Annotated in this window: 19 protein-coding genes; 7 read left to right on the forward strand and 12 right to left on the reverse strand. The window is 70.3% G+C overall.

The annotated features are described in order from the left end of the window. Positions 1–190: 190 nt before the first annotated feature. The 4 genes from ABT004_RS08015 to ABT004_RS08030 form a co-directional block, all read right to left on the reverse strand. Complete coding sequence (locus tag ABT004_RS08015; protein ID WP_351332611.1) at positions 191–592, reverse strand: Fur family transcriptional regulator; 402 nt, start codon at positions 590–592, stop codon at positions 191–193. A gap of 66 nt (positions 593–658) precedes the next feature. Further along, a complete protein-coding gene (locus ABT004_RS08020) occupies positions 659–1,543 on the reverse strand; it encodes a metal ABC transporter permease (RefSeq protein ID WP_351332613.1) in 885 nt (294 codons plus the stop codon). Positions 1,544–1,548: 5 nt separating this feature from the next. Further along, the gene (locus tag ABT004_RS08025) at positions 1,549–2,331 is read right to left on the reverse strand and encodes a metal ABC transporter ATP-binding protein (RefSeq protein ID WP_351332616.1); all 783 of its coding nucleotides are present in this window, start codon (positions 2,329–2,331) and stop codon (positions 1,549–1,551) included. 17 nt (positions 2,332–2,348) lie between these two features. After that, on the reverse strand, positions 2,349–3,314 hold the full coding sequence (locus tag ABT004_RS08030; RefSeq protein WP_351332619.1) for a metal ABC transporter substrate-binding protein: 966 nt from the start codon (positions 3,312–3,314) through the stop codon (positions 2,349–2,351). A 190-nt stretch (positions 3,315–3,504) separates the two neighbouring features. On the opposite strand from ABT004_RS08030, the gene ABT004_RS08035 reads away from it, so the two are divergent. Beyond that, positions 3,505–4,887 carry a glycine--tRNA ligase gene (locus tag ABT004_RS08035; RefSeq protein WP_351332621.1) on the forward strand — a complete coding sequence of 461 codons (1,383 nt, stop codon included), beginning with the start codon at positions 3,505–3,507 and terminating at the stop codon, positions 4,885–4,887. Between the two features lie 140 nt (positions 4,888–5,027). After that, positions 5,028–5,243 carry a hypothetical protein gene (locus ABT004_RS08040; RefSeq protein WP_351332624.1) on the forward strand — a complete coding sequence of 72 codons (216 nt, stop codon included), beginning with the start codon at positions 5,028–5,030 and terminating at the stop codon, positions 5,241–5,243. Positions 5,244–5,255: 12 nt separating this feature from the next. Here ABT004_RS08040 and ABT004_RS08045 read toward each other — a convergent pair whose 3' ends face one another. The 3 genes from ABT004_RS08045 to ABT004_RS08055 form a co-directional block, all read right to left on the reverse strand. Continuing rightward, positions 5,256–5,840: a TetR/AcrR family transcriptional regulator gene (locus ABT004_RS08045; protein WP_351332626.1), complete on the reverse strand. Its 585-nt coding sequence runs from the start codon at positions 5,838–5,840 to the stop codon at positions 5,256–5,258. 24 nt (positions 5,841–5,864) lie between these two features. Then, entirely contained in the window at positions 5,865–6,881 is a 1,017-nt protein-coding gene (locus ABT004_RS08050; RefSeq protein WP_351332629.1) for an aldo/keto reductase, read from the reverse strand. An 89-nt stretch (positions 6,882–6,970) separates the two neighbouring features. Further along, complete coding sequence (locus ABT004_RS08055; RefSeq protein WP_351332631.1) at positions 6,971–8,401, reverse strand: MFS transporter; 1,431 nt, start codon at positions 8,399–8,401, stop codon at positions 6,971–6,973. A 101-nt stretch (positions 8,402–8,502) separates the two neighbouring features. On the opposite strand from ABT004_RS08055, the gene ABT004_RS08060 reads away from it, so the two are divergent. Further along, positions 8,503–9,417 (forward strand): helix-turn-helix transcriptional regulator, encoded by a 915-nt coding sequence (locus tag ABT004_RS08060; RefSeq protein ID WP_351332633.1) that lies wholly within the window; start codon positions 8,503–8,505, stop codon positions 9,415–9,417. Between the two features lie 5 nt (positions 9,418–9,422). Here ABT004_RS08060 and ABT004_RS08065 read toward each other — a convergent pair whose 3' ends face one another. After that, on the reverse strand, positions 9,423–10,892 hold the full coding sequence (locus ABT004_RS08065; RefSeq protein ID WP_351332636.1) for an MFS transporter: 1,470 nt from the start codon (positions 10,890–10,892) through the stop codon (positions 9,423–9,425). A 126-nt stretch (positions 10,893–11,018) separates the two neighbouring features. Between ABT004_RS08065 and ABT004_RS08070 the strand changes: the two genes are divergently transcribed. Together ABT004_RS08070 and dusB are read left to right on the forward strand one after the other, a co-directional pair. Beyond that, positions 11,019–11,843 (forward strand): helix-turn-helix transcriptional regulator, encoded by an 825-nt coding sequence (locus ABT004_RS08070; protein WP_351332638.1) that lies wholly within the window; start codon positions 11,019–11,021, stop codon positions 11,841–11,843. A gap of 63 nt (positions 11,844–11,906) precedes the next feature. Further along, positions 11,907–13,034: a tRNA dihydrouridine synthase DusB gene (dusB, locus tag ABT004_RS08075; RefSeq protein ID WP_351332641.1), complete on the forward strand. Its 1,128-nt coding sequence runs from the start codon at positions 11,907–11,909 to the stop codon at positions 13,032–13,034. Positions 13,035–13,045: 11 nt separating this feature from the next. Here the strand turns inward: dusB and ABT004_RS08080 are convergent, their stop codons facing one another. Then, positions 13,046–13,237 carry a hypothetical protein gene (locus ABT004_RS08080; RefSeq protein ID WP_451191266.1) on the reverse strand — a complete coding sequence of 64 codons (192 nt, stop codon included), beginning with the start codon at positions 13,235–13,237 and terminating at the stop codon, positions 13,046–13,048. Positions 13,238–13,709: 472 nt separating this feature from the next. Between ABT004_RS08080 and ppdK the strand changes: the two genes are divergently transcribed. Beyond that, positions 13,710–16,427 carry a pyruvate, phosphate dikinase gene (gene ppdK / locus ABT004_RS08085; RefSeq protein ID WP_351332644.1) on the forward strand — a complete coding sequence of 906 codons (2,718 nt, stop codon included), beginning with the start codon at positions 13,710–13,712 and terminating at the stop codon, positions 16,425–16,427. A 215-nt stretch (positions 16,428–16,642) separates the two neighbouring features. Then, a complete protein-coding gene (locus ABT004_RS08090; RefSeq protein ID WP_351332647.1) occupies positions 16,643–17,569 on the forward strand; it encodes an oxidoreductase in 927 nt (308 codons plus the stop codon). Positions 17,570–17,662: 93 nt separating this feature from the next. On the opposite strand, the gene ABT004_RS08095 is transcribed toward ABT004_RS08090, so the two are convergent. The 3 genes from ABT004_RS08095 to nirB all read right to left on the reverse strand — a co-directional run bounded on the left by ABT004_RS08095 (position 17,663) and on the right by nirB (position 22,039). Next, the gene (locus ABT004_RS08095; protein WP_351332650.1) at positions 17,663–18,940 is read right to left on the reverse strand and encodes a peptidase; all 1,278 of its coding nucleotides are present in this window, start codon (positions 18,938–18,940) and stop codon (positions 17,663–17,665) included. 202 nt (positions 18,941–19,142) lie between these two features. Then, positions 19,143–19,484 carry a nitrite reductase small subunit NirD gene (nirD, locus tag ABT004_RS08100; RefSeq protein ID WP_351332653.1) on the reverse strand — a complete coding sequence of 114 codons (342 nt, stop codon included), beginning with the start codon at positions 19,482–19,484 and terminating at the stop codon, positions 19,143–19,145. Continuing rightward, positions 19,481–22,039, reverse strand: a complete 2,559-nt coding sequence (gene nirB, locus ABT004_RS08105) for a nitrite reductase large subunit NirB (RefSeq protein WP_351332656.1) — start codon at positions 22,037–22,039, stop codon at positions 19,481–19,483. The genes nirD and nirB overlap by 4 nt, the downstream gene beginning before the upstream one ends. Position 22,040 lies beyond the last annotated feature (1 nt).

Genomic DNA, 22,040 nt, shown 5'->3' on the forward strand with positions numbered 1-22,040 from the left:
CGGGGGGGGGGGGGGGGGGGGGGGGGGGGCGACCCCGCCGGGGGGCGCATCCCACACCCCCCCGCGGGGGGGGGGGGGGGGGGGGGGCCCCCCCCCCCCCCCCCACGGCTCCGCGTGGTTGACGCCTCGGGGCTCTGCCCCGGACCCCGCTGCTCAATCGCCGCAGGGGCTTGATTTGGCCGAACCGGGCCTAGGAAGCTGCGCACTCCGCGCACGTGCCGAAGATCTCGACCGTGTGGGCCACGTTGACGTATCCGTGTTCGGAGGCGATCGACTCGGCCCACTTCTCGACCGCGGGGCCCTCGACCTCCACCGCCTTGCCGCAGACGCGGCAGACCAGGTGGTGATGATGGTCACCCGTGGAGCAGCGGCGGTAGACCGCCTCGCCCTCCGCGGTGCGCAGGACGTCGACCTCGCCCGCGTCGGCGAGGGACTGAAGCGTCCGGTAGACCGTGGTCAGCCCGACCGAGTCACCCTTGTGCTTGAGGACATCGTGCAGCTCCTGGGCGCTGCGGAACTCGTCCACCTCGTCGAGCGCCGTCGCCACGGCCGCACGCTGGCGGGTCGACCTGCCTCGAACTGGGGCTGCCACGGGTTCCTCCTCACATCCCTGCACGTACGTATCGCCGCCATTGTGCCAGGCGGCGCTGTGCGCGGGTCATCCGTGAAGCGAAGGAGTCGCCGCCTGCTCCGGGATCGGGCACTCGGAGGGCGCCGCCGGGACGGCTCGGGCCCTGCGCCGGGCGAGCGGCTTCGCGAGCAGTGCGAGGACGATGAAGGCCGCGATGGCCAGGAGCACGATCGTCGCTCCGGGCGGCACGTCCTGGTAGTACGAGGTCGCGGTGCCGCCGAGTGTCACCGCGACGCCGAGCGCCACCGAGAGCACGAACGTCGCCTTGAAACTGCGGGTCAGCTGCTGGGCGGCGGCCACCGGCACCACCATCAGCGCGGAGACCAGGAGCAGGCCGACGACGCGCATCGCGACCGTCACCGTGACCGCCGCCGTGACCGCGATCAGGAGGTTAAGGAAGCGCACCGGCAGGCCCGTGACCCGCGCGAACTCCTCGTCCTGGCTCACCGCGAACAGCTGCTTGCGCAGGCCGACCGTCACGACCACCACGAAGGCCGCGAGCAGGCAGATGGCGAGGACGTCGCTCTGCGACACCGTCGAGAGCGAGCCGAAGAGGTACGAGTTCAGGTTGGCGTTGGAGCCGCCGGGCGCCAGGTTGATGAACATGACGCCGCCCGCCATACCCCCGTAGAAGAGCATCGCGAGCGCGATGTCGCCGCGCGTCTTCCCGTACCAGCGGATCAGTTCCATGATCACGGCGCCCAGGACCGAGACCAGCGTCGCCATCCACACCGGGGACGTCGAGAGCAGGAAGCCGAGGCCGACGCCCGTCATCGCGACGTGGCCGATGCCGTCGCCCATCAGGGCCTGGCGGCGCTGCACGAGGTAGATGCCGACGGCCGGGGCCGTGATGCCGACGAGGACGGCGGCCAGCAGCGCCCGCTGCATGAAGTCGTACGAGAGAAGTTCCATGGCAGTCAGCTCAGCAGTCCTGTGCGGATCGGTTCGGCGCCCGCGTGGGTGTGCGGGTGGATGTGGTCGTGGCCGGGCAGCGCGTGCTGGCCGACGGCCTTCGGGGGCGGGCCGTCGTGCAGCACGCAGCCGTCGCGCAGCACGACCGCGCGGTCGATCAGCGGTTCCAGCGGGCCGAGTTCGTGGAGTACGAGGAGGACGGAGGAGCCGGCCGCGACCTGCGTGCGCAGCGTCGCCGCGAGGATCTCCTGGCTCGCCAGGTCGACGCCCGCCATCGGCTCGTCCATGATCAGCAGCTCGGGCTCGGAGGCCAGGGCGCGCGCGATGAGCACGCGCTGGTGCTGGCCGCCGGAGAGCGCGTCCACGGAGTCCTTCGCGCGGTCCGCCATCCCGACGAGTTCCAGGGCACGGGTCACCGCGTCCCGGTCGGCCTTGCGCAGGATGCCGAACCTGGCGCGCGAGAGGCGGCCCGAGGAGACGACCTCGGACACCGTCGCGGGCACGCCGCCCGCGGCCGTCGTGCGCTGCGGTACGTAGCCCACGCGCGCCCAGTCCTTGAAGCGCCGCCGCGGCGTGCCGAAGATCTCGATGCCGCCGCCGGTGGTCGGGACCTGCCCGATGACGCTGCGGACGGCGGTGGACTTGCCCGACCCGTTCGCCCCGAGCAGGGCGACGACCTCGCCGCGGTGCACGGTGAGGCCGATGCCGCGCAGCACGGGGCGCCCGCCGAGCTCGGCCGTCACGTTGCTCAGCGAGATGACGGCTTCCCGATCGCCCGTGTCGCCCATGTCGCCCTCCTCCGGGGTCACTTGGTGCCCAGCGCCTTCTGGAGTGCGGCCAGGTTCGACTCCATGACCGAGACGTAGTCGTCGCCCTTGGACTTCTTCGTGATGCCCTCGATCGGGTCGAGCACATCGGTCTTGAGCTTCGCGTCGTTCGCGAGGGTCTTGGCCGTCTTGTCGCTGACGAGCGTCTCGTAGAAGACCGTGGAGACGCCGTCGTCCTTGGCCATCTTCTGGAGCGCCTTGACGCGGGCCGCGCTGGGCTCGCTCTCCGGGTCCAGACCGTTGATGGCCTCCTCGGTGAGGCCGTAGCGCTCGGCGAGGTAGCCGAAGGCGGCGTGCGTGGTGATGAACGTCGAGGACTTGGTGTTCTTGAGGCCCTTTTCGAACTTGGTGTTGAGCTCGTCCAGCTCGCCGACCAGGGCCTTGGTGTTCTTCTTGTAGTCGGCGGCGTGGTCCGGGTCGGCCTTCTCCAGGGCCTTGCCGACGCCCTCGGCGACCTCGGCGTACTTCACCGGGTCGAGCCAGATGTGCGGGTCGGCGGCTTCCTCGTCGTGGGTGTGCTCGGCGTGCCCGTGGTCGTGACCGTCGACCTCGGTGCCGTGCTTCTCGAGGGAGGTCAGGGTGCCGGCGTCGATCTTCGTCTTGATGTCCGACTGGTCGATGGCCTCGTCCACGGAGGGCTGGAGACCCTTCAGGTGGACCGCGACGTCGGACTCCTCGAGCTGGGCGCGCTGCTTGGCGCTGACCTCCAGGTCGTGCGGCTCCTGGCCGGGCTCGGTCAGGTTCGTGACGTCGACGTGGTCGCCGCCGATCTTCTCGGCGAGGTACTGCATCGGATAGAACGACGCGACGACGCTCAGCCTGCCGTCGCTCCCCTTGTCCTGCGCGGCGGAGCTGCCGCAAGCGGTCAGGGCGCCGAGACCGAGGGCGGTGACGGCGGCGACGGGTATCAGGCGGCGGGAGCGGCGGGGGATGCGTACGTTCATGACAGTCATTTTCAACAAAACTGGAAACCGTTGTCAACAAGGCGTCCGTCGAGGCCTTCGTCACGGCCTTCGTCATGCTCGGTCCCGCGAACCGATTTGGTTCGGGGGGTAGGCCCGCCGGTAACCTGAAGCATTCGCTCCCGGAGCGCGTATCCAGCGCGCTCACCGTCGTCGTAATGAAGAGAGCACCGTGGCCGCCGACAAGATCGAAACCATCGTCAGCCTCAGCAAGCGCCGTGGCTTCGTCTATCCCTGCAGCGAGATCTACGGTGGTCAGCGCGCCGCCTGGGACTACGGGCCGCTGGGCGTCGAGCTGAAGGAGAACCTCAAGCGTCAGTGGTGGCGCTACATGGTCACCTCGCGCGAGGACGTCGTCGGTATCGACTCGTCCGTGATCCTGGCGACCGAGGTCTGGCAGGCCTCCGGCCACGTCGCCACGTTCACCGACCCGCTCACCGAGTGCACCTCCTGTCACAAGCGGTTCCGCGCGGACCACCTGGAGGAGGCGTTCGAGGCGAAGAAGGGCCGGCTCCCCGAGAACGGCCTCGCCGACCTCAGCTGCCCCAACTGCGGCAACAAGGGCACGTTCACCGAGCCCAAGCAGTTCTCCGGCCTGCTCTCCACGCACCTCGGCCCGACGCAGGACAGCGGCTCGGTCGCCTACCTGCGCCCCGAGACCGCGCAGGGCATCTTCACCAACTTCAGCCAGGTGCAGACGACTTCGCGCCGCAAGCCGCCGTTCGGCATCGCGCAGACGGGCAAGTCGTTCCGTAACGAGATCACGCCCGGCAACTTCATCTTCCGCACCCGTGAGTTCGAGCAGATGGAGATGGAATTCTTCGTCAAGCCCGGCGAGGACGAGGCGTGGCAGGAGTACTGGATGGAGCAGCGCTGGAACTGGTACACGGGCCTCGGCATGCGCGAGGAGAACATGCGCTGGTTCGAGCACCCGAAGGAGAAGCTCTCCCACTACTCGAAGCGCACCGCTGACATCGAGTACCGGTTCAGCTTCGGCGGCAACGAGTGGGGCGAGCTCGAGGGCGTCGCCAACCGCACGGACTACGACCTGTCGGCGCACTCCAAGGCCTCCGGCCAGGACCTCTCCTACTTCGACCAGGAGAAGGGCGAGCGCTACACGCCGTACGTCATCGAGCCCGCGGCCGGTCTCGGCCGCGCCATGCTCGCGTTCATGATGGACGCGTACGTCGAGGACGAGGCGCCCAACGCCAAGGGCAAGATGGAGAAGCGCACCGTCATGCGCTTCGACCACCGGCTCGCTCCGGTGAAGGTCGCGGTGCTTCCGCTGTCGCGCAACCCGGAGCTGTCGCCGAAGGCGAAGGGGCTCGCGCAGGCGCTGCGGCAGAACTGGAACATCGACTTCGACGACGCGGGCGCCATCGGCCGTCGTTACCGTCGCCAGGACGAGATCGGTACGCCGTTCTGCGTCACGGTCGACTTCGACACGCTCGACGACAACGCGGTGACCGTGCGCGAGCGCGACACCATGAAGCAGGAGCGGGTGTCGCTCGACCAGATCGAGGGGTACCTGGCCAGTCGGCTGGTCGGTTGCTGACGTAGAGCTGCGGGTTCTGTTCGCCGGGGTCCGTTCCATCGCTGTGGCGGTGGGGCGGGCCCCGGCGGCGTTGCGCTTGAAAAGCCTGCTCAATCGCCGCAGGGGCTTGAAGAGTTCGGTGGTGCGGCACACTGGCCGGCATGCCTCATATGACGAGCAGCAAGGTCAGTCGGTGGGATCAGCACGGGCGGAACCACGTCGTGCGGGTTGAAAAGGCTGGTGTGCGGCGGCAGTTGACGTGCGAGACGTGCGGGTGGGAGCAGGCCGCGCAGTTCCTGCCGTGGCTCAAGGCCGAGGAACATCTGGGGGAGGCCCATCAGGCGACCGTGGACCCGGCCGCCCCGGAAGAGATCTAACGGCCTTACGGGTCAGCGGGTTTCGAGGCCGCGCAGGATGAGGGAGAGCAGCGCGGCGAACGCCGGCTGCGCGTCCTCGCGCGACCACGTCGCCGCGTACGCCGGGTCGTGGAAGTGGGCGGTCGCCTCGAAGACGGCGCGGGCCGTGGCGGAGACGTCCGGCGACTCGAACTCGCCGCTGTCCACGCCCTGTTGGACGATGTCCGTCAACTGGCCCGTGAGTTCGGCGATGTGTGCGTCGACCACGCCGCCCTGCCCCTCGGTGAGCACCGAGTACGTGGCGAACAGCTCCGGGTCGTCACCCGCCTTGTGGCGCTTGGCCTCGAAGAGGGCCGAGAGCCAGCTTCGCAGCTTGGCGGCGGGGGCCTCGTCGCCCGCGACGACCTCGGCGAGCACGCCCGTCGTCCGGTCCAGCCAGCGCTTGGTGACCGCGTCCCGCAGCTCCGCCTTCGTACGGAAGTGCCGGTACACCGAGCCGTGGCTGACCCCGAGCGCGCGGGCCACGTCGACGACCGTCGCCTTCGCGGGGCCGTGTCGGCGCAGCACGTCCTCGGTCGCGGCGAGGATGCGCTCGGGGGTCAGGGTCTCGGGGGCCATGGCTATGAAGTTACCCGGCGCTGATCAGCGCTCGCTGTCGAGGTGTGCCATCTGGGACGCCGGGTAACGGTCGCCGGCCGCGGCGTCGGCGGGCACGGCCTCCTCGATGGCGGCGAGGTCGGCGGCGTCCAGGGTGACGTCGAGCGAGCCCAGGGCCTCGGTGAGGCGCTCGCGGGTGCGGGCGCCGATCAGCGGCACGATGTCCTCGCCGCGCGCGGTCACCCACGCGATCGCGATCTGCGCGACGCTCGCGCCCTTCTGCTCGGCGATCTTGCGGAGCCGGTCGACGAGGTCCAGGTTGTGCTGGAGGTTCTCGCCCTGGAAGCGCGGGCTGAAGGCACGGAAGTCGCCCGCGCCGAGCTCGCGGTCGCGCGTGAAGTGGCCGGAGATCAGGCCGCGCGAGAGCACGCCGTACGCGGTGATGCCGATGCCCAGCTCGCGGGTGGCGGTCAGGATCGAGTCCTCGATGCCGCGCGAGATGAGCGAGTACTCGATCTGGAGGTCCGAGATCGAGGCCGTCGCCGCCGCCCGGCGGATGGTGTCCGCGCCGACCTCGGACAGGCCGATGTGGCGTACGTAGCCCTGCTCGACGAGCTCGGCGATGGCGCCGACCGTCTCCTCGATCGGCACCTCGGGGTCGAGGCGGGCGGGCCGGTAGATGTCGATGTGGTCGACGCCGAGGCGCTGCAGCGAGTACGCGGCGAAGTTCTTCACGGCCTCGGGGCGGGCGTCATAGCTGTTCCACGCGCCGTCCGGGCCGCGCAGGGCGCCGAACTTCACGCTGGTCAGCGCGTTCTCGCGGGCCGCGGCGGGGGCGGTGCGCAGGGCCTCGCCGAGCAGCATCTCGTTGTGGCCCATCGCGTAGAAGTCGCCGGTGTCGAGGAGCGTGACCCCGGCGTCGAGCGCGGCGTGCACCGTGGCGATGGACTCGGCGCGGTCGGCCTCGCCGTACAGCGCGGACATCCCCATGCAGCCGAGGCCGAGGGCGGCGGTGCGGGGGCCGGTGGTGCCGAGGGTGCGGGTGGGGAGGGCGGTGGTCATCAGTGGCTCCTTCGAGTGGATGACTCCAGCATCACATGACAACTGACAGATTTCAATATCTGTCAGTTGTCATGTGGCAGTGGTGGCTCTCACGCGATCCGCCGCGGCAGCCGCAGGCTCAGCCCCACCGTCAGTGCCACCGTCGCGAGCTGGACCAGCAGGGTCAGCACCAGGGCGTCGCGCGTGCCCATGCTCGGGGCCAGGGAGAGGAAGAGCGAGCCCAGCGTGGCCACGCCCAGGGCGAGCGCCGCCTGCTGTGTCGTCGTCATCACGCCGCCGCCGACACCCGCCCTCGCCGCGGGAACCTCCGAGAGGATGATCCGGAAGATGATCGGGAGCTGGAGGGCCTGGCCCGCCCCGGCGAGCACCGCGCCCGGCAGCATCTCCAGGATCCCGAGGTCGGGCCAGGCGCGCCACGCGGCGAGCGCGATCAGCGCCACCCCGGCCGCCTGCAGCAGTCCGCCCACCGTGACGACCCGCGCGCCCCAGCGGGCCACCAGGCGCGGCCCCGCGAGCGAGGTCACGAAGAAGACCGCCGCCATCGGCGCGATCGTCAGCCCGGCCTCCGTCGCGCCGAGGCCCTCGCCGCGCTGGAGCGCCACCGCGATCACGAACATGAAGCCGCTGAAGCCGACGGAGAAGGGCACGACCATCACCAACCCGCGTCGCAGCGACGCCAGTTGGAGAAGCGACGGCGGTACGAGAGGGGTGCGGCCCGCACGGTCGGCCGCGCGCTCCACCGCGTAGAAGGCGTACGCGAGGAACGGGAACGCCGCGAGGCACGCCCAGGTCCACAGCGGCCAGCCCGCCGCCCGGCCCTCGGTCAGCGGGGCGAGCAGTGCGATCAGGGCGGCCGCGAGCAGCACGGTGCCGGGCACGTCGACGGGTTCGGGGTGCGGCGAGCGGGTCTCCGGGACCGTACGGGCGGTGAGCACCAGGGCCAGGACGACCACCGGCACGTTCACCAGGAACACCGAGCGCCAGCCCGTGCCGAGCAGGTCGGCCGAGACGAGCAGGCCGCCGAGCACCTGGCCCGCGACCATCGAAAGCCCGGCCGTGGCACCGTACTTGCTCATGGCGCGCGCCCGGTGCGGGCCGCTCGTCGTGGCCTGGATCGTGGCGAGGACCTGCGGCAGCATCAGCGCGGACGCGGCGCCCTGCGCGATCCGGGCGGCGACCAGGGCCCACGCCGTCGGCGCCAGTCCGCAGGCCAGCGAGGTCAGTCCGAAGGCGGCCGTGCCGAGGACGAACAGGCGGCGGCGCCCGAGGAGGTCGCCGAGCCTGCCACCGAGGACGAGCAGGACCGCGTACGTGATCCCGTAGCCGGCCACGACGAGTTCGAGGACGGGTTCGCTCGCGTGCAGATCGCGGCCGATGGTGGGCAGGGCGACGTTGACGATGAAGAAGTCGATCAGAGGCAGGGCCGCGCCGAGCAGCACGGTGAGCAGGCCGAGGCCGCCGAGTGCCGGCGGGGTCCGGTCGCCGGTGTGCGCCGGCCGGCTCTGGGTGTGGGTCGTCATGCCGTCGAGCGTCCGCCGGTTCCGAGACGGGTACCAGAGTGTTCTTATCCTGGTAGCAGCGCCACCTGGAAACAGGCTCCGGGCGGGTCCATCCTGGGTGAATGGCCACGATGACACGGGGTGTACCGGATGTGCGGGACAGTGCTCCGGCCGGCATCCGACGGGACAGCGGTTCGGCTGACATCAGGCGGCACGAGCTGGGGGCCTTCCTGCGCAGCAGGCGCGAGCGGATCACGCCCGAGGAAGTGGGGCTTCCGCGCGGCCGGCGCCGCCGCACCCCCGGTCTGCGCCGTGAGGAGGTCGCGCAGCTCTCGGCGGTCGGTGTCACCTGGTACACGTGGCTGGAGCAGGCCCGCGACATCCAGGTCTCCGCGCAGGTCCTCGACGCGCTCGCCCGGACGCTGCGGCTCGACGGGAGCGAACGCGCCCACCTGTTCGGCCTGGCCGGGGCGATCGACCCGACCCCGGCGGCGAGCTGCACCACGCTCACGCCCGAACTGCGCCGGATGATGGTCCAGTTGGAACCGTTCCCGGCCTGTGTGCAGAACAGCCGCTACGACATCCTTGCCTACAACCGCACCTACGGGACGCTCTTCTGCGACCTGGACGCCGTTCCCGTCGAGGACCGCAACTGCATGCTGCTGGCGTTCACGAACGAACAGTGGCGCTCCTCGATCGTGTACCTGGACGAGGTGCTGCCCATGATGACCGCCAAGTTCCGCGCGACGATGGCGGACCATCTCGGCGAGCCCGCCTGGAAGTTGATCCTCAAGCGGCTGACTGCGGAGTCCGCCGAGTTCCGCGAGATGTGGGACCGGTACGAGGTGGCGCGGGCGGTGCCCAGCAAGGTGAAGCACTTCCGCAACGCGCAGGTCGGTCCGGTCTCCGTCGTGCACACGGACCTGTGGCTGGGCCGGGACTGCGGGGCGCGCCTGGTGACGTACACCCCGGCGGACGACGCGACCCGCGAACGCCTCGACCGGCTCCAGGAGTTGGCGCTCGGCCACGTCTCATGAGTGCCTCATGACCCGGCGGCCGCCCGGCTGATCGCCGCGTCCTCGGGCTCCTCGAGCCGCTCGGCGGTCCGCCGCGCCGTCTCCCGTGCCCAGTGGCCGCTGGTCAGCGCGCCGAGTACCAGGACCGCGAGACCGCACCCGGCGATGATCCACCAGCAGGTCCGGCTGGCGCCGACGAAGGCCTTCGCGTACGAGGATCCCGCGACGCCGGAGGCGAGCACCGCGCCGATCACCGCGACGCCGAGGGTCTGGCCGATCTGGCGGCTGGTGGAGGCGACCGCCGCGGCGACGCCCGCCTGGGCGCGGGGCATTCCGGAGACGGCCGTGTTGGTGATCGGGGCGTTCACGAAGCCGAAGCCGATGCCGAACAGGACGTAGCCGATGAAGAGCGTCGTGTTCGAGGTCTCCGCGTCGAACGCGGCGAAGAGGACGCCGCTCGCCGTCATCATCACGCCCGCGACGAGCAGGGGAAGCCGCGGGCCGCGGTTGCCGACCAGGCGGCCGGAGAGCGGGGCGCACACCAGCGTCATCGCCGCCATCGGCAGCATCCACAGGCCCGCGTGCAGCGCGTCCAAACCGCGTACGTCCTGGAGGTACAGCGTCGACAGGAAGAGGAAGCCGCCGAGCGCCGCGAAGCCGCAGATCGCGATCACGGTGGCGCCGCTGAACGGCGCCGAACGGAAGAACCGCAGGTCGATGAGGGGTTCCTCGCGGCGCGGCTCGTAGAGCAGGAGGCCGATGAGCGAGGCGAGGGCGACCGCCGCGAAGATCAGGATCCGCACGGACGTCCAGCCCGCGTTGGGCGCCTCGATGATCGCGTACGTGAGGGAGCCGAGCAGCGCGATGATCAGGAGCTGGCCGACCGGGTCGGGGCGGCGGGCCTTCGGGGCGCGGGACTCGGGGACGTAGCGGATGGTGAGCAGCAGCGCCGCGAGGCCGACCGGCAGGTTGATCCAGAAGATGGACCGCCAGCCGATCGAGTCCACGAGCACCCCGCCGACCAGCGGGCCCGCCGCCATCGAGATGCCGACGACGCCGCCCCACACGCCGATGGCACGGGCCCGCTCGCGCGGATCCGTGAACGTGTTCGTGATGATCGACATCGCGACCGGGTTGAGCATCGAGCCGCCGACGGCCTGCAACATCCGGAACGCGACCAGCGACTCCAGGTTCGGCGCGAGGGAGCAGGCCACGGACGCCGCCGTGAAGATGACGAGGCCGACCTTGAAGACCTTCTGCCGCCCGATCCGGTCCGCCGTCGAACCGGCCAGCATCAGCAGCGCGGCCAGCACCAGCGTGTAGGCGTCGATCGTCCACTGCATGCCCGAGAGCGTGGCGTCGAAGTCCTTCGCCATGGAGGGGAGGGCGACGTTCAGGACGGTGTTGTCGAGGCTGACGATCAGCAGGCTCATGCAGCAGATCGCCAGGATGAGCATCCGCCTGCGGTGGGTCAGGTTTTGTCGTGCATCGGGCATGTTTTCGACAGTAGCGGGATCCGCTGTGCGACGAGCAGGCGAGGTGGGCCCAGAAGACCGGGGCCCCGCCCCGGACCCCGCGCCTCAATCGCCGGCGGGGCTGGAAATACCAACCGTCGGCGAGCCTTGATCTATCAAGCCCCTGCGGCGATTGAGCAGCGGGGTCCGGGGCGGAGCCCCGAGGCGTGGGAGTGGTCGGCCGGAAGGGAATCACGACCGTGCAGCGCCAACGGCGCCGCCGCACCCCCGGCCTGCGCCGCGAGGAGGTCGTACACGTGGCTGGAACAGGGCCGCGCGATCAACGTCTCGCCCGGCGTCCTCGACGCGATCGCCCGCGCCCTCCAGATGGACCCGACCGAGCGCTCCCACGCCTTCGCGCTCGCGGGCACCACCGACCCGCACGCGGAGACCGTCTGCCCGGCCGTCACGCCGACGAGGCTGCGCCTCATGGAGAGCCTGGCGCCCTACCCGGCGGCCCTGCAGAACGCCCGCTACGACGTGCTGGCCTCCAACCGCCCCTACGCCGACGTCTTCGGCGACCCCGCCGAACTCGTTCCCGACGAGCGCAACTGCATGTGGCTGCTCGCCATGAGCGACCGGTGGCGCGAGCAGCTCCTCGACCGTGACGAGATGCTGCGCGACCTGGCCGCCAAGTACCGCACGTCGATGGCCGAGCACGTCGCCGAACCCGCCTGGAAGGCGCGGGTGGCCCGCCTCCTGGAGGTGTCGGCGGAGTTCCGCGTGATCTGGGAGCGGCACGAGGTCGCGCCGATGGTGCCGCACGTGAAGCGATACCAGAACCCCGAGGTGGGCCTGTTGCGCCTGGAGCACCGCAACCTGTGGCTCTCGCCGGAGAGCAGCGCGTACCGCCTGGTCGCGTACGTTCCCGCTGACGAGGAGACCGGTGGGCGCCTGGCGGAACTGGCGGCTCTGACGGCCGTGACGGGCTGAGCGGGGAGTGAGGGACAATGGATGCTTGCCCCCACCCCGTCGTCCGTCCCGGAGAGCCCTGCGATGTCCGCTCTGAACATTGGCCCCCACCACGTGCAGCCGCCGGTGGTCCTCGCCCCCATGGCAGGGATCACGAACGCGCCGTTCCGCACACTGTGCAGGGAGTTCAGCGGTGGCAAGGGCCTCTTCGTCAGCGAGATGATCACGACGCGGGCGCTGGTCGAGCGCAACGAGAAGACCATGCAGCTCATTCACTTCGACGAGAGTGAGAAGCCGAGGTCCATCCAGCTCTACGGGGTCGACCCGGCCACCGTCGGCAAGGCCGTCCGCATGATCGCGGAGGAGGACCTCGCCGACCACATCGACCTGAACTTCGGCTGCCCGGTCCCGAAGGTGACCCGCAAGGGCGGCGGCTCGGCGCTCCCGTACAAGCGCCCGCTGCTGCGCGCGATCCTCAGGGAAGCGGTGGCGGGCGCCGGTGACCTGCCGGTCACGATGAAGATGCGCAAGGGCATCGACGACGACCACATCACGTTCCTCGACGCGGGCCGGATCGCGGTCGAGGAGGGCGTCACGGCGATCGCGCTGCACGGTCGTACGGCGGCCGAGCACTACGGCGGCACGGCGGACTGGGACGCGATCGCGCGCCTGAAGGAGCACGTCCCGGAGATCCCCGTGCTCGGCAACGGCGACATCTGGTCGGCGGACGACGCGCTGCGCATGGTCCGCGAGACCGGGGTCGACGGGGTCGTGGTGGGGCGCGGCTGCCTCGGCCGCCCGTGGCTGTTCGCGGACCTGGTGGCAGCGTTCGAGGGCCGCGAGGAGCGGGTCCGGCCGACGCTGCGGGTCGTCTCCGACGCGATGGTGCGGCATGCCGCGCTGCTCGGTGAGTGGATCGGCGACGAGGCGCGCGGCGTCATCGACTTCCGCAAGCACGTGGCCTGGTACCTGAAGGGCTTCGCGGTCGGGGGTGAGCTGCGCAAGCGGCTCGCCACCACGTCGTCACTGGAGGAACTCCGGTACGGGCTCGATGAGTTGGACCTCGACCAGGGGTGGCCCGCGGGCGCCGACGGCCCGCGTGGCCGCACGTCGGGCAACGGCCGGGTGGTCCTGCCGGACGGCTGGCTGAAGGACCCGTACGACTGCGCGGGCCTCTCCGAGGACGCGGAACTGGACACGTCCGGCGGCTGACGACGACCGTGTCAGGCGCCGCCGGCACCGCCTGGACGCGCCGCCTCTTCCTCGCACAGCCGTGCCAGCCGGGCCGGCATCGTCCGGTGCCGCAGCTGGATCAGCACCTCGATGCCCGCGTTGTGCAGCGTGCCGCCGTCGGCGAGGACCTCCCACACCGCCGTCGGGCTCGCCTTGATCAAGCGGTGACGCCGTGCCGTCACAGCGTCCTGCGTTCGGTTCGACGGTGCGCAGGTCGGGTGTCCAGCCGCGCGCCGGACAAACAAGATCCCCACCGGGCCGGCGTCCGCATGCTGGAACGGGGGCGTCCGGGAGTTGTTTTCTTCGGCGTGATTCTCGCCACCTCTGATCGGGGTTGCGCTCAAACGAGCGCTTGAAGCTCGTCTGCACTTCTCCAAGCCCTGGCACTCAGTGCCACCGCTCGATCATTTATGATCTGAACGCACAAACGAGCATGACGCGCTCATCTGAGCGATTAGCGGGGTCTACGGGGGTAGTGCCTTCAAGTAGTGAAGATAGCGGTGGGGGTGCCCACTCCCGTCCAGCGATTTCGATCTCCTGGCGGACGGGTGGTTACGCCCGTATGACAGCTGAGTGGACGTACCCATGAGCCTTGGATCTGGGTATGTTCCTCGCCGTCAGGGCAGCCACCCGAGCCTCGAGGAGTCGAGACCCGTGTCGGAAAACAAAGATCCTCAGGTAGCGAAGTTCGTTTACGACTTCACCGAGGGGAACAAGAACCTCAAGGACCTCCTCGGCGGCAAGGGTGCGAACCTCGCCGAGATGACCAACCTGGGCCTTCCCGTTCCTCCGGGCTTCACGATCACCACCGAGGCCTGCAAGGTCTACCTCGACAGCGGCGAGGAGCCGGTGGCACTCCGTGACGAGGTCTCCCAGCACCTCGACGCGCTCGAGAAGAAGATGGAGAAGAAGCTCGGCCAGCCCGACAACCCCCTTCTGGTGTCGGTCCGTTCGGGCGCGAAGTTCTCCATGCCCGGCATGATGGACACCGTCCTCAACATTGGGCTCTCCGACAAGTCGGTGCAGGGTCTCGCCAAGCAGGCCGGCGACGACCGCTTCGCCTGGGACTCGTACCGCCGCCTCATCCAGATGTTCGGCAAGACCGTCCTGGACGTCGACGGCGAGCTCTTCGAGGACGCGCTCGAGAAGGCCAAGGAGGCGAAGAAGGTCGCGGTCGACACCGACCTGGACGCCGCCGACCTCAAGAAGCTCGTCACGCGCTTCAAGAAGATCGTCAAGACCGAGGCAGGGCGCGACTTCCCGCAGGACCCGCGGGAGCAGATGGACCTGGCCATAAACGCCGTGTTCGAGTCGTGGAACACCGACCGCGCCAAGCTGTACCGCCGCCAGGAGCGCATCCCCGGCGACCTCGGCACGGCCGTCAACGTGTGCTCGATGGTCTTCGGCAACCTCGGCCCCGACTCCGGCACGGGCGTCGCCTTCACCCGGGACCCGGCCTCCGGCCACCAGGGCGTCTACGGCGACTACCTGCAGAACGCCCAGGGCGAGGACGTCGTCGCGGGTATCCGCAACACCGTGGCGCTCGCCGAGCTGGAGCAGATCGACAAGAAGTCGTACGACCAGCTCATGCAGATCATGGAGACCCTGGAGAACCACTACAAGGATCTCTGCGACATCGAATTCACCATCGAGCGCGGCCAGTTGTGGATGCTCCAGACCCGCGTCGGTAAGCGCACCGCCGGTGCCGCCTTCCGGATCGCGACGCAGCTCGTCGACCAGGGTCTGATCGACGAGGCCGAGGCCCTCCAGCGGGTCAGCGGCGCGCAGCTCGCCCAGCTGATGTTCCCGCGCTTCGACGACGAGGCGAAGGTCGACCTGCTCGGCCGCGGCATCGCCGCCTCTCCGGGCGCGGCGGTCGGCAAGGCGGTCTTCGACTCGTACACCGCCATCAAGTGGTCGCGCTCCGGCGAGAAGGTCATCCTGATCCGCCGCGAGACCAACCCCGACGACCTCGACGGCATGATCGCCTGCGAGGGCATCCTGACCTCGCGCGGCGGCAAGACCTCGCACGCCGCCGTTGTCGCGCGCGGCATGGGCAAGACCTGTGTCTGCGGCGCCGAGGACCTCGAAGTCGACACCAAGCGCCGCCGGATGACCATCGGCGAGACCGTCGTCGAGGAGGGCGACGTCGTCTCCATCGACGGCTCCACCGGCAAGGTCTACCTCGGCGAGGTGCCCGTCGTGCCGTCCCCGGTCGTCGAGTACTTCGAGGGCCGGATGCACGCCGGCGCCGACGACGCCGACGAACTCGTGGGCGCCGTGCACCGGATCATGGCCTACGCGGACCGAGTACGCCGCCTGCGCGTACGCGCCAACGCCGACAACGCGGAAGACGCGCTGCGCGCCCGCCGCTTCGGCGCGCAGGGCATCGGCCTGTGCCGCACCGAGCACATGTTCCTCGGCGACCGGCGCGAGCTGGTCGAGAAGCTGATCCTGGCCGACACGGACAGCGAGCGCGAGGAGTCCTTGAAGCAGCTCCTGCCGCTCCAGAAGCAGGACTTCGTCGAGCTGTTCGAGGCGATGGACGGCCTCCCGGTCACCGTCCGCCTGCTCGACCCGCCGCTGCACGAGTTCCTCCCGGACATCACCGAGCTGTCGGTGCGTGTCGCGCTCGCCGAGTCCCGCAAGGACAACAACGAGAACGACCTGCGCCTCCTCCAGGCCGTGCACCGGCTGCACGAGCAGAACCCGATGCTGGGCCTGCGCGGCGTACGCCTGGGGCTCGTCATCCCCGGCCTGTTCACCATGCAGGTCCGCGCCATCGCCGAGGCCGCCGCGGAGCGCAAGAACGCCAAGGGCGACCCGCGCGCCGAGATCATGATCCCGCTCGTCGGCACCGTCCAGGAGCTGGAGATCGTCCGCGAGGAGGCCGACCAGGTCATCGCGGAGGTCGAGGCCACCACCGGCGTCAAGCTGAAGCTCGCCATCGGCACCATGATCGAGCTGCCCCGCGCCGCCCTCACGGCCGGGCAGATCGCCGAGGCGGCCCAGTTCTTCTCCTTCGGCACCAACGACCTCACGCAGACGGTCTGGGGCTTCTCCCGCGACGACGTGGAGGCCTCGTTCTTCACCGCGTACCTGGAGAAGGGCATCTTCGGGGTGTCGCCGTTCGAGACGATCGACAGGGACGGCGTCGGCTCACTCGTGAAGTCCGCCGTCGAGGCGGGCCGTGCCACGCGGCCCGACCTCAAGCTCGGCGTCTGCGGCGAGCACGGCGGCGACCCGGAGTCGGTCCACTTCTTCCACGAGGTCGGACTCGACTACGTCTCCTGCTCCCCGTTCCGCATCCCGGTCGCCCGCCTGGAGGCGGGCCGCGCGGCGTCCACTTCGGCGGGCAGCGACCACCGCTGACCGGCGGTTGAACTCCGGGGCCGTCGCGAGTCCCCGACCCTCACCGATTCGCGACGGCTCCGGTATCCACGTAGCGACGTCTACGTATCCAGGAAAGGGCGGCACCCCTGTGCGGGGGGTGCCGCCCTTTTCCGCGCGTGCGTACCCTTCGGTAACTCCCACATCCCCACATCCCCCACAGACGACGTCCCCCCCCCCCGAAGGAGAGCCGACCCATGAGCGGCTGGAGCGCGACCGACATTCCCGACCAGCACGGCCGTACGGCGGTGGTCACCGGGGCCAACACCGGCATCGGCTACGTCACCGCACACGAACTGGCCCGCGCGGGCGCCCACGTGGTCCTGGCCTGCCGCAGCGAGTCGCGCGGCACCGCGGCCCTGGAGCGCCTGACGTCCGAAGTCCCGGGAGCCCAGGCCGAGTTCGCGCCGCTCGACCTCGGTGATCTCGCCTCGGTGCGGGCCTTCGCCGAGGCCCGCCAGGACGGCCCGCTCGACCTCCTGGTCAACAACGCGGGCGTGATGGCCCTCCCGTACGGCCGCACCGTCGACGGCTTCGAGACCCAGTTCGGCGTGAACCACCTGGGGCACTTCGCGCTCACCGGGCTGCTGCTGCCGGCGCTGCTCGCGGCGCCCGCGCCCCGCGTCGTCTCCGTCTCCAGCGCGCTGCACGCCCTGGCCAACATCGACATCGCCGACCTCAACAGCGAGAGGCAGTACAGGCGTTGGGTCGCCTACGGGCGGTCGAAGACGGCCAACCTGCTGTTCGTGCACGAGCTGGCGCGGCGGGCGCGGGCGGCGGGTTCGAGCTTGGTGGCGGCCGCCGCGCATCCCGGCTACGCGGCCACGGAGCTACAGGCGCGCAGCGCCCGGATGGAGGGCCGCAAGGGCATGGAGCGGTTCTACGCGGTCGGCAACCGGTTCGTCGGGCAGCCCGCCGCGGCCGGGGCACTGCCGACGCTGCGCGCGGCCACGGCCCCGGATGTGCGCCCCGACGACTTCTACGGCCCGCGCGTGGCGATGTGGCGCGGCGCCCCCGTCACGTCCTGGCGGGCGTCGTGGACGGTCAACGACGCGGCGGGGGAGCGGCTGTGGGCCGCGTCGGAGCAGCTGACGGGCGTGGACTTCAAGGTGCTCGACCGGTGACGGCGACCGGTCGGCAGGGCCGATGAAGACGGCGGACCGGCGCCCCCTCCAGCAGGGGCGCGGGTCCGCCGTCGGCCATCGGTGGTGCGGGCCTCAGCTGTTGGCGTCGGCCTTGCGGCGGCGCACCACGTAGACCGCACCGGCGCCGAGCACGACGGCGGCGCCACCCGCGAGGCCGATCGTCGGCAGGGCGGAGGAGGAGCCGGTGGTGGCGAGGGAGCCGTCCGTGTCGGCGGAACCGTTGCCCGAGCCGGAGTTCGCCACCGGGGAGGCGCTGCCCTGTGGCTTGGGCTTGTTGCCCTTGTCGGCGGGGGTGCCGGAGTTGCCGGCGCCGACCGGGTTGATCGTGAAGTAGTAGTCGGCGAGTTCGCTGCCGCCGCAGGACTCGTCCTGGTTGAAGTAGTCACCGGCGACGAAGCTGACGCCCTGGCCGGCCGGGGCCGAGCGGTCGATCGACAGACGCAGCGGCAGGTCGACGTGTGCGCCCGCCTTCACGTTGGTGAACTCGCCCGCGTACTCGCCCTCCTCGACGGACTTCCACTTGCCGTCCTGCTTGGACCTGAGGTGCAGCTTGCTGCTGATGTCCTTCTCGCCGGACTTGTCGGCCGCGAGCACCATCACGAAGGGCAGCACCTCGTCGAGGGTCTTCGTGGTGGTGTTGGTCAGGCGCAGCTTGAAGTCGACCGAGGAGCCGGCGGCGACCTTGGAGGGCAGGCCGGAGAGGGCGGCCTTGAGGTCGGTGCCCTCAGTGCACTGCGGGTCCGTCGGCTCGTCGGGGTCGGGCGTCTCGTCCTTCGCGTCGGCGAGGGCCTTCTCGGCGGCCTTCTTCGTGGCGAGCGCGGCGTCGATGTCCTGGTCGACCTTGTAGACCTTCTTCGCGATTCCGACGCGGTGGTCGTCGAGGGCGGTCTGCGTCTCCTTGGCCTTGGCGTCGGCCGCCGTCTTCGCGGCGTCCGCGGCCGTGGCGGCGGTCTCGGCCTCGTCCAGCTTCTGCTGGGCCGCGGCCTTCTCCTCGTCGGTGGTGGCGGCGTCCAGCACCTTCTGCGCGTCGGCGACGGCCTGGTCGGCGGAGGTCTTGTCGGCGCCGGCCTTCTTGGCGGCCTCCGCCGCGGCCACGGCGGTGACGCGCAGCGGGAACGTCGGCTCGCTGGTGGCCTCGAGCTCGTCGACCAGTGCCTTCTTGGCGGCCACGGCGTCGTCGTACGCCTTCTGCGCGTCCTTCACGGCCTGCTCGAGCTCGGCTATGGAGGACTGCTCCTGGCTCTGCACGGTGGACGTGGTCCCGGCGTACGCCGGAGAGACGGACAGCAGCGCCACCGGAGCGGTCACGGCGGCGACTGCGGCTGTCGCGAGAATCTGACGGATCTGCACGGGACGCCCTCTGTTCGGATCGGAGTAAGGCGCGTGTAAGCGCTGAGGTGCCGAGATCCTAAGGCGGTTCGAGGGCGCCCGTGCGTGGCTTTCTGTCCGGGTGTGAGCGGTGTTCTGCGCTTACTGGAGATGAAATACGGACGGATTGTGAAAGTTGCTCTCTATCCCTGTGTTTTCTCTGTGACTGATGTCACTGCCGGTCTCAACGTGCCGCGTACGTCCTGACGGCGACCCCGTCGTCGTCCAGGCAGCGCCCGGTCTCCAGGTCGAACCGCTGCTTCAGCAGGGGCGAGGCCACGAACGGCCGGCCCTCCGCCGAGCCCAGCAGCCCGCGCGAGAGCACGGACGCCCCCGTGAACGGGTCGGTGTTGTCGATCGCGTACACGCGGCCCGTGCGGTCCATGAAGACCGCGGCCTGCCGGCCGTCGGGCAGCAGGACGGCGACACCGCGGCCCGCGCTCAGGCGGGACGGTTCGCACACGGACAACAGCTCGCCGTCCACGTCGAGTTGTACGAGGGTGGTCACTTCAGGGGCGATGGTCATCGGACAGCCAGTCCTTCCATGGAGGCCAGGGGAATCAGCGGCAGCTCGGGCTTGATCTGGTCGCGCTCGGGCATGAAGCGGACCGTCGGGTCCGGGGTGTCGGGGGCGTTGACGAAGGAGACGAAGCGGGACAGGCGTTCGGGGTCGTTGATGGTCTCGGACCACTCGTCGCGGTAGTGCGCGACGTGCTCACGCATCAGCGCCTCCAGCTCGTCGCAGATGCCGAGCGAGTCGTGCACGACGACGTCCCGTACGTGGTCGAGGCCGCCGTCGATCCGGTCCAGCCAGACCGAGGTGCGCTCCAGGCGGTCGGCGGTGCGGATGTAGAACATCAGGAACCGGTCGATGAGCCGGACCAGCTCCGCGTCGCTCAAGTCCTGGGCCAGCAGGTCGGCGTGACGTGGTGTCATGCCGCCGTTGCCGCCCACGTACAGGTTCCAGCCGTTGGCGGTGGCGATGACGCCGAAGTCCTTCGACTGGGCCTCCGCGCACTCCCGGGCGCACCCGGAGACGGCCGACTTCAGCTTGTGCGGCGAGCGCAGGCCCCGGTAGCGCAGCTCCAGGTCGATGGCCATCCGGACCGAGTCCTGCACCCCGTAACGGCACCAGGTCTGCCCGACGCACGACTTCACGGTGCGCAGCGACTTGCCGTACGCGTGCCCGGACTCGAAGCCCGCGTCCACCAACCGGGCCCAGATCGTCGGCAGTTGGTCGACCCGCGCGCCGAACAGGTCGATGCGCTGGCCGCCCGTGATCTTCGTGTAGAGGCCGAAGTCCCGCGCCACCTCGCCGATCACGATCAGCTTCTCGGGCGTGATCTCGCCGCCGGGGATCCGGGGCACGACCGAGTACGAGCCGTTCTTCTGGAGGTTGGCGAGGAAGTGGTCGTTGGTGTCCTGGAGCGCGGCCTGCTCACCTTCCAGGACGTAGCCGTCGGCGCCGATCGACGGGGCGAGCGAGGCGATGATGGAGCCCACCGTCGGCTTGCAGATCTCGCAGCCCTCGCCGCCGCGCGCGCCCTCCCGGCCGTGCTCGTCGAGGAGCTGCGCGTACGTCGTGATCCGCTTGACGCGCACGATCTCGTACAGCTCCGAGCGCGTGTGCTTGAAGCAGCCGCACAGCCCGTCGTCGCCGGACTTCGGCAGCAGCTGGCCGATGAGCTTGACGCAACTCCCGCAGCCGGTACCGGCCTTGGTGCCCTTCTTCACCTCGGGCAGCGACGTGTGCTCGCAGATCGCGCCCTTGGTGACGTTGTGGCAGGAGCAGATGACGGCGTCGTCGGGCAGCGCCTCCGGGCCGAGCTGGGCGGGCGCGCCCGCACCGGCCGGCAGGACCAGCTGCTCGGGAGCGATCGGCGGCACGGTCCCGGTGAGCGCGCGCAGCGTCCCGTACGCCTCCGCGTCGCCGACGAGGATGCCGCCGAGCAGCTCGCCCTCGCCGCCGATCACGAGCTTCTTGTACGTGCCCGAGCGCGAGTCCGAGTAGACGACGTCGAGGCAGCCGTCGGTGGCGCCGTGCGCGTCGCCGAACGAGGCGACGTCGACGCCGAGGAGCTTGAGCTTGGTGGACAGGTCGGCGCCGATGAAGGACGCGCCCTTCGACGCATCGGCAATGGTCTCGGCGACCGTGAGCGCCATCTCGTAACCGGGGGCCACCAGCCCGTACACCCGGCCGTCCGAGGCCTGCGCGCACTCGCCGATCGCGAATACGTCCGGGTCGCTGGTGCGGCACCGCTCGTCGACGGTGATGCCGCCGCGCTCGCCGACCGTGAGGCCCATGTCGCGGGCGAGCTGGTCGCGGGGGCGGACACCGGCGGAGAAGACGACGAGGTCGGTGGCGAGTTCGCTGCCGTCCGACAGCAACATGGCGCGCACCGCTCCGGAGTCGCCGTCCGCGACGACCTCCTGGGTGCCGACGCCCGTGTGCACGTCGAGCCCCATGTCGGAGATGGTCCGCAGCAGGGCCGCGCCGCCCCCCTCGTCGACCTGCACCGGCATGAGGCGCGGCGCGAACTCGACGATGTGGGTGGCGAGTCCGAGCCCTTGGAGCGCGCCCGCGGCCTCAAGCCCGAGCAGCCCGCCGCCGACGACGGCGCCGACCGTCGCGTTGTTCTTGGCGTACTCCTCGATCGCGTACAGGTCCTCGATCGTCCGGTACACGAAGCAGCCGGTCGCGTCCTTGCCGGGCACCGGCGGGACGAACGGGTACGAGCCGGTGGCCAGCACCAGCGTGTCGTAGGGGACCTTGAGTCCGGAGCGTGTGTGCACGACGCGGGACTCGCGGTCGACGACCACGGCGGGATTGCCGACGTACAGCTCGATGCCGTGCTTCTCGATGAACTCCGGGTCCGTCATGGAGAGTTCCTCGGGGGTGGTGCCCGAGAAGTACGAGGTGAGGTGCACGCGGTCGTAGGCGGGACGCGGCTCCTCGCACAGGACGACCACACGGTGCGTCCCGGTCAGCCCGCGCTCGGCGGCGGCTTCGAGGAAACGCTGCCCGACCATGCCGTGGCCGACGAGTACGAGGGTGGGCATTGAGGTCGCCATGGTCGCCATG

This window comes from Streptomyces sp. NPDC002790 (genome assembly GCF_040295505.1).
Classification (GTDB): Bacteria; Actinomycetota; Actinomycetes; order Streptomycetales; family Streptomycetaceae; genus Streptomyces.

What these genes read in the sequence shown, in the direction of transcription:
- ABT004_RS08020 (WP_351332613.1), bottom strand. Translation starts at nt 1,543, where the DNA reads ATGGAACTTCTCTCGTACGACTTCATGCAGCGGGCGCTGCTGGCCGCC.
- ABT004_RS08025 (WP_351332616.1), bottom strand. Translation starts at nt 2,331, where the DNA reads ATGGGCGACACGGGCGATCGGGAAGCCGTCATCTCGCTGAGCAACGTG.
- ABT004_RS08030 (WP_351332619.1), bottom strand. Translation starts at nt 3,314, where the DNA reads ATGAACGTACGCATCCCCCGCCGCTCCCGCCGCCTGATACCCGTCGCC.
- ABT004_RS08040 (WP_351332624.1), top strand. Translation starts at nt 5,028, where the DNA reads ATGCCTCATATGACGAGCAGCAAGGTCAGTCGGTGGGATCAGCACGGG.
- ABT004_RS08045 (WP_351332626.1), bottom strand. Translation starts at nt 5,840, where the DNA reads ATGGCCCCCGAGACCCTGACCCCCGAGCGCATCCTCGCCGCGACCGAG.
- ABT004_RS08050 (WP_351332629.1), bottom strand. Translation starts at nt 6,881, where the DNA reads ATGACCACCGCCCTCCCCACCCGCACCCTCGGCACCACCGGCCCCCGC.
- ABT004_RS08055 (WP_351332631.1), bottom strand. Translation starts at nt 8,401, where the DNA reads ATGACGACCCACACCCAGAGCCGGCCGGCGCACACCGGCGACCGGACC.
- ABT004_RS08060 (WP_351332633.1), top strand. Translation starts at nt 8,503, where the DNA reads ATGGCCACGATGACACGGGGTGTACCGGATGTGCGGGACAGTGCTCCG.
- ABT004_RS08065 (WP_351332636.1), bottom strand. Translation starts at nt 10,892, where the DNA reads ATGCCCGATGCACGACAAAACCTGACCCACCGCAGGCGGATGCTCATC.
- dusB (WP_351332641.1), top strand. Translation starts at nt 11,907, where the DNA reads ATGTCCGCTCTGAACATTGGCCCCCACCACGTGCAGCCGCCGGTGGTC.
- ABT004_RS08090 (WP_351332647.1), top strand. Translation starts at nt 16,643, where the DNA reads ATGAGCGGCTGGAGCGCGACCGACATTCCCGACCAGCACGGCCGTACG.
- nirD (WP_351332653.1), bottom strand. Translation starts at nt 19,484, where the DNA reads ATGACCATCGCCCCTGAAGTGACCACCCTCGTACAACTCGACGTGGAC.
- nirB (WP_351332656.1), bottom strand. Translation starts at nt 22,039, where the DNA reads ATGGCGACCATGGCGACCTCAATGCCCACCCTCGTACTCGTCGGCCAC.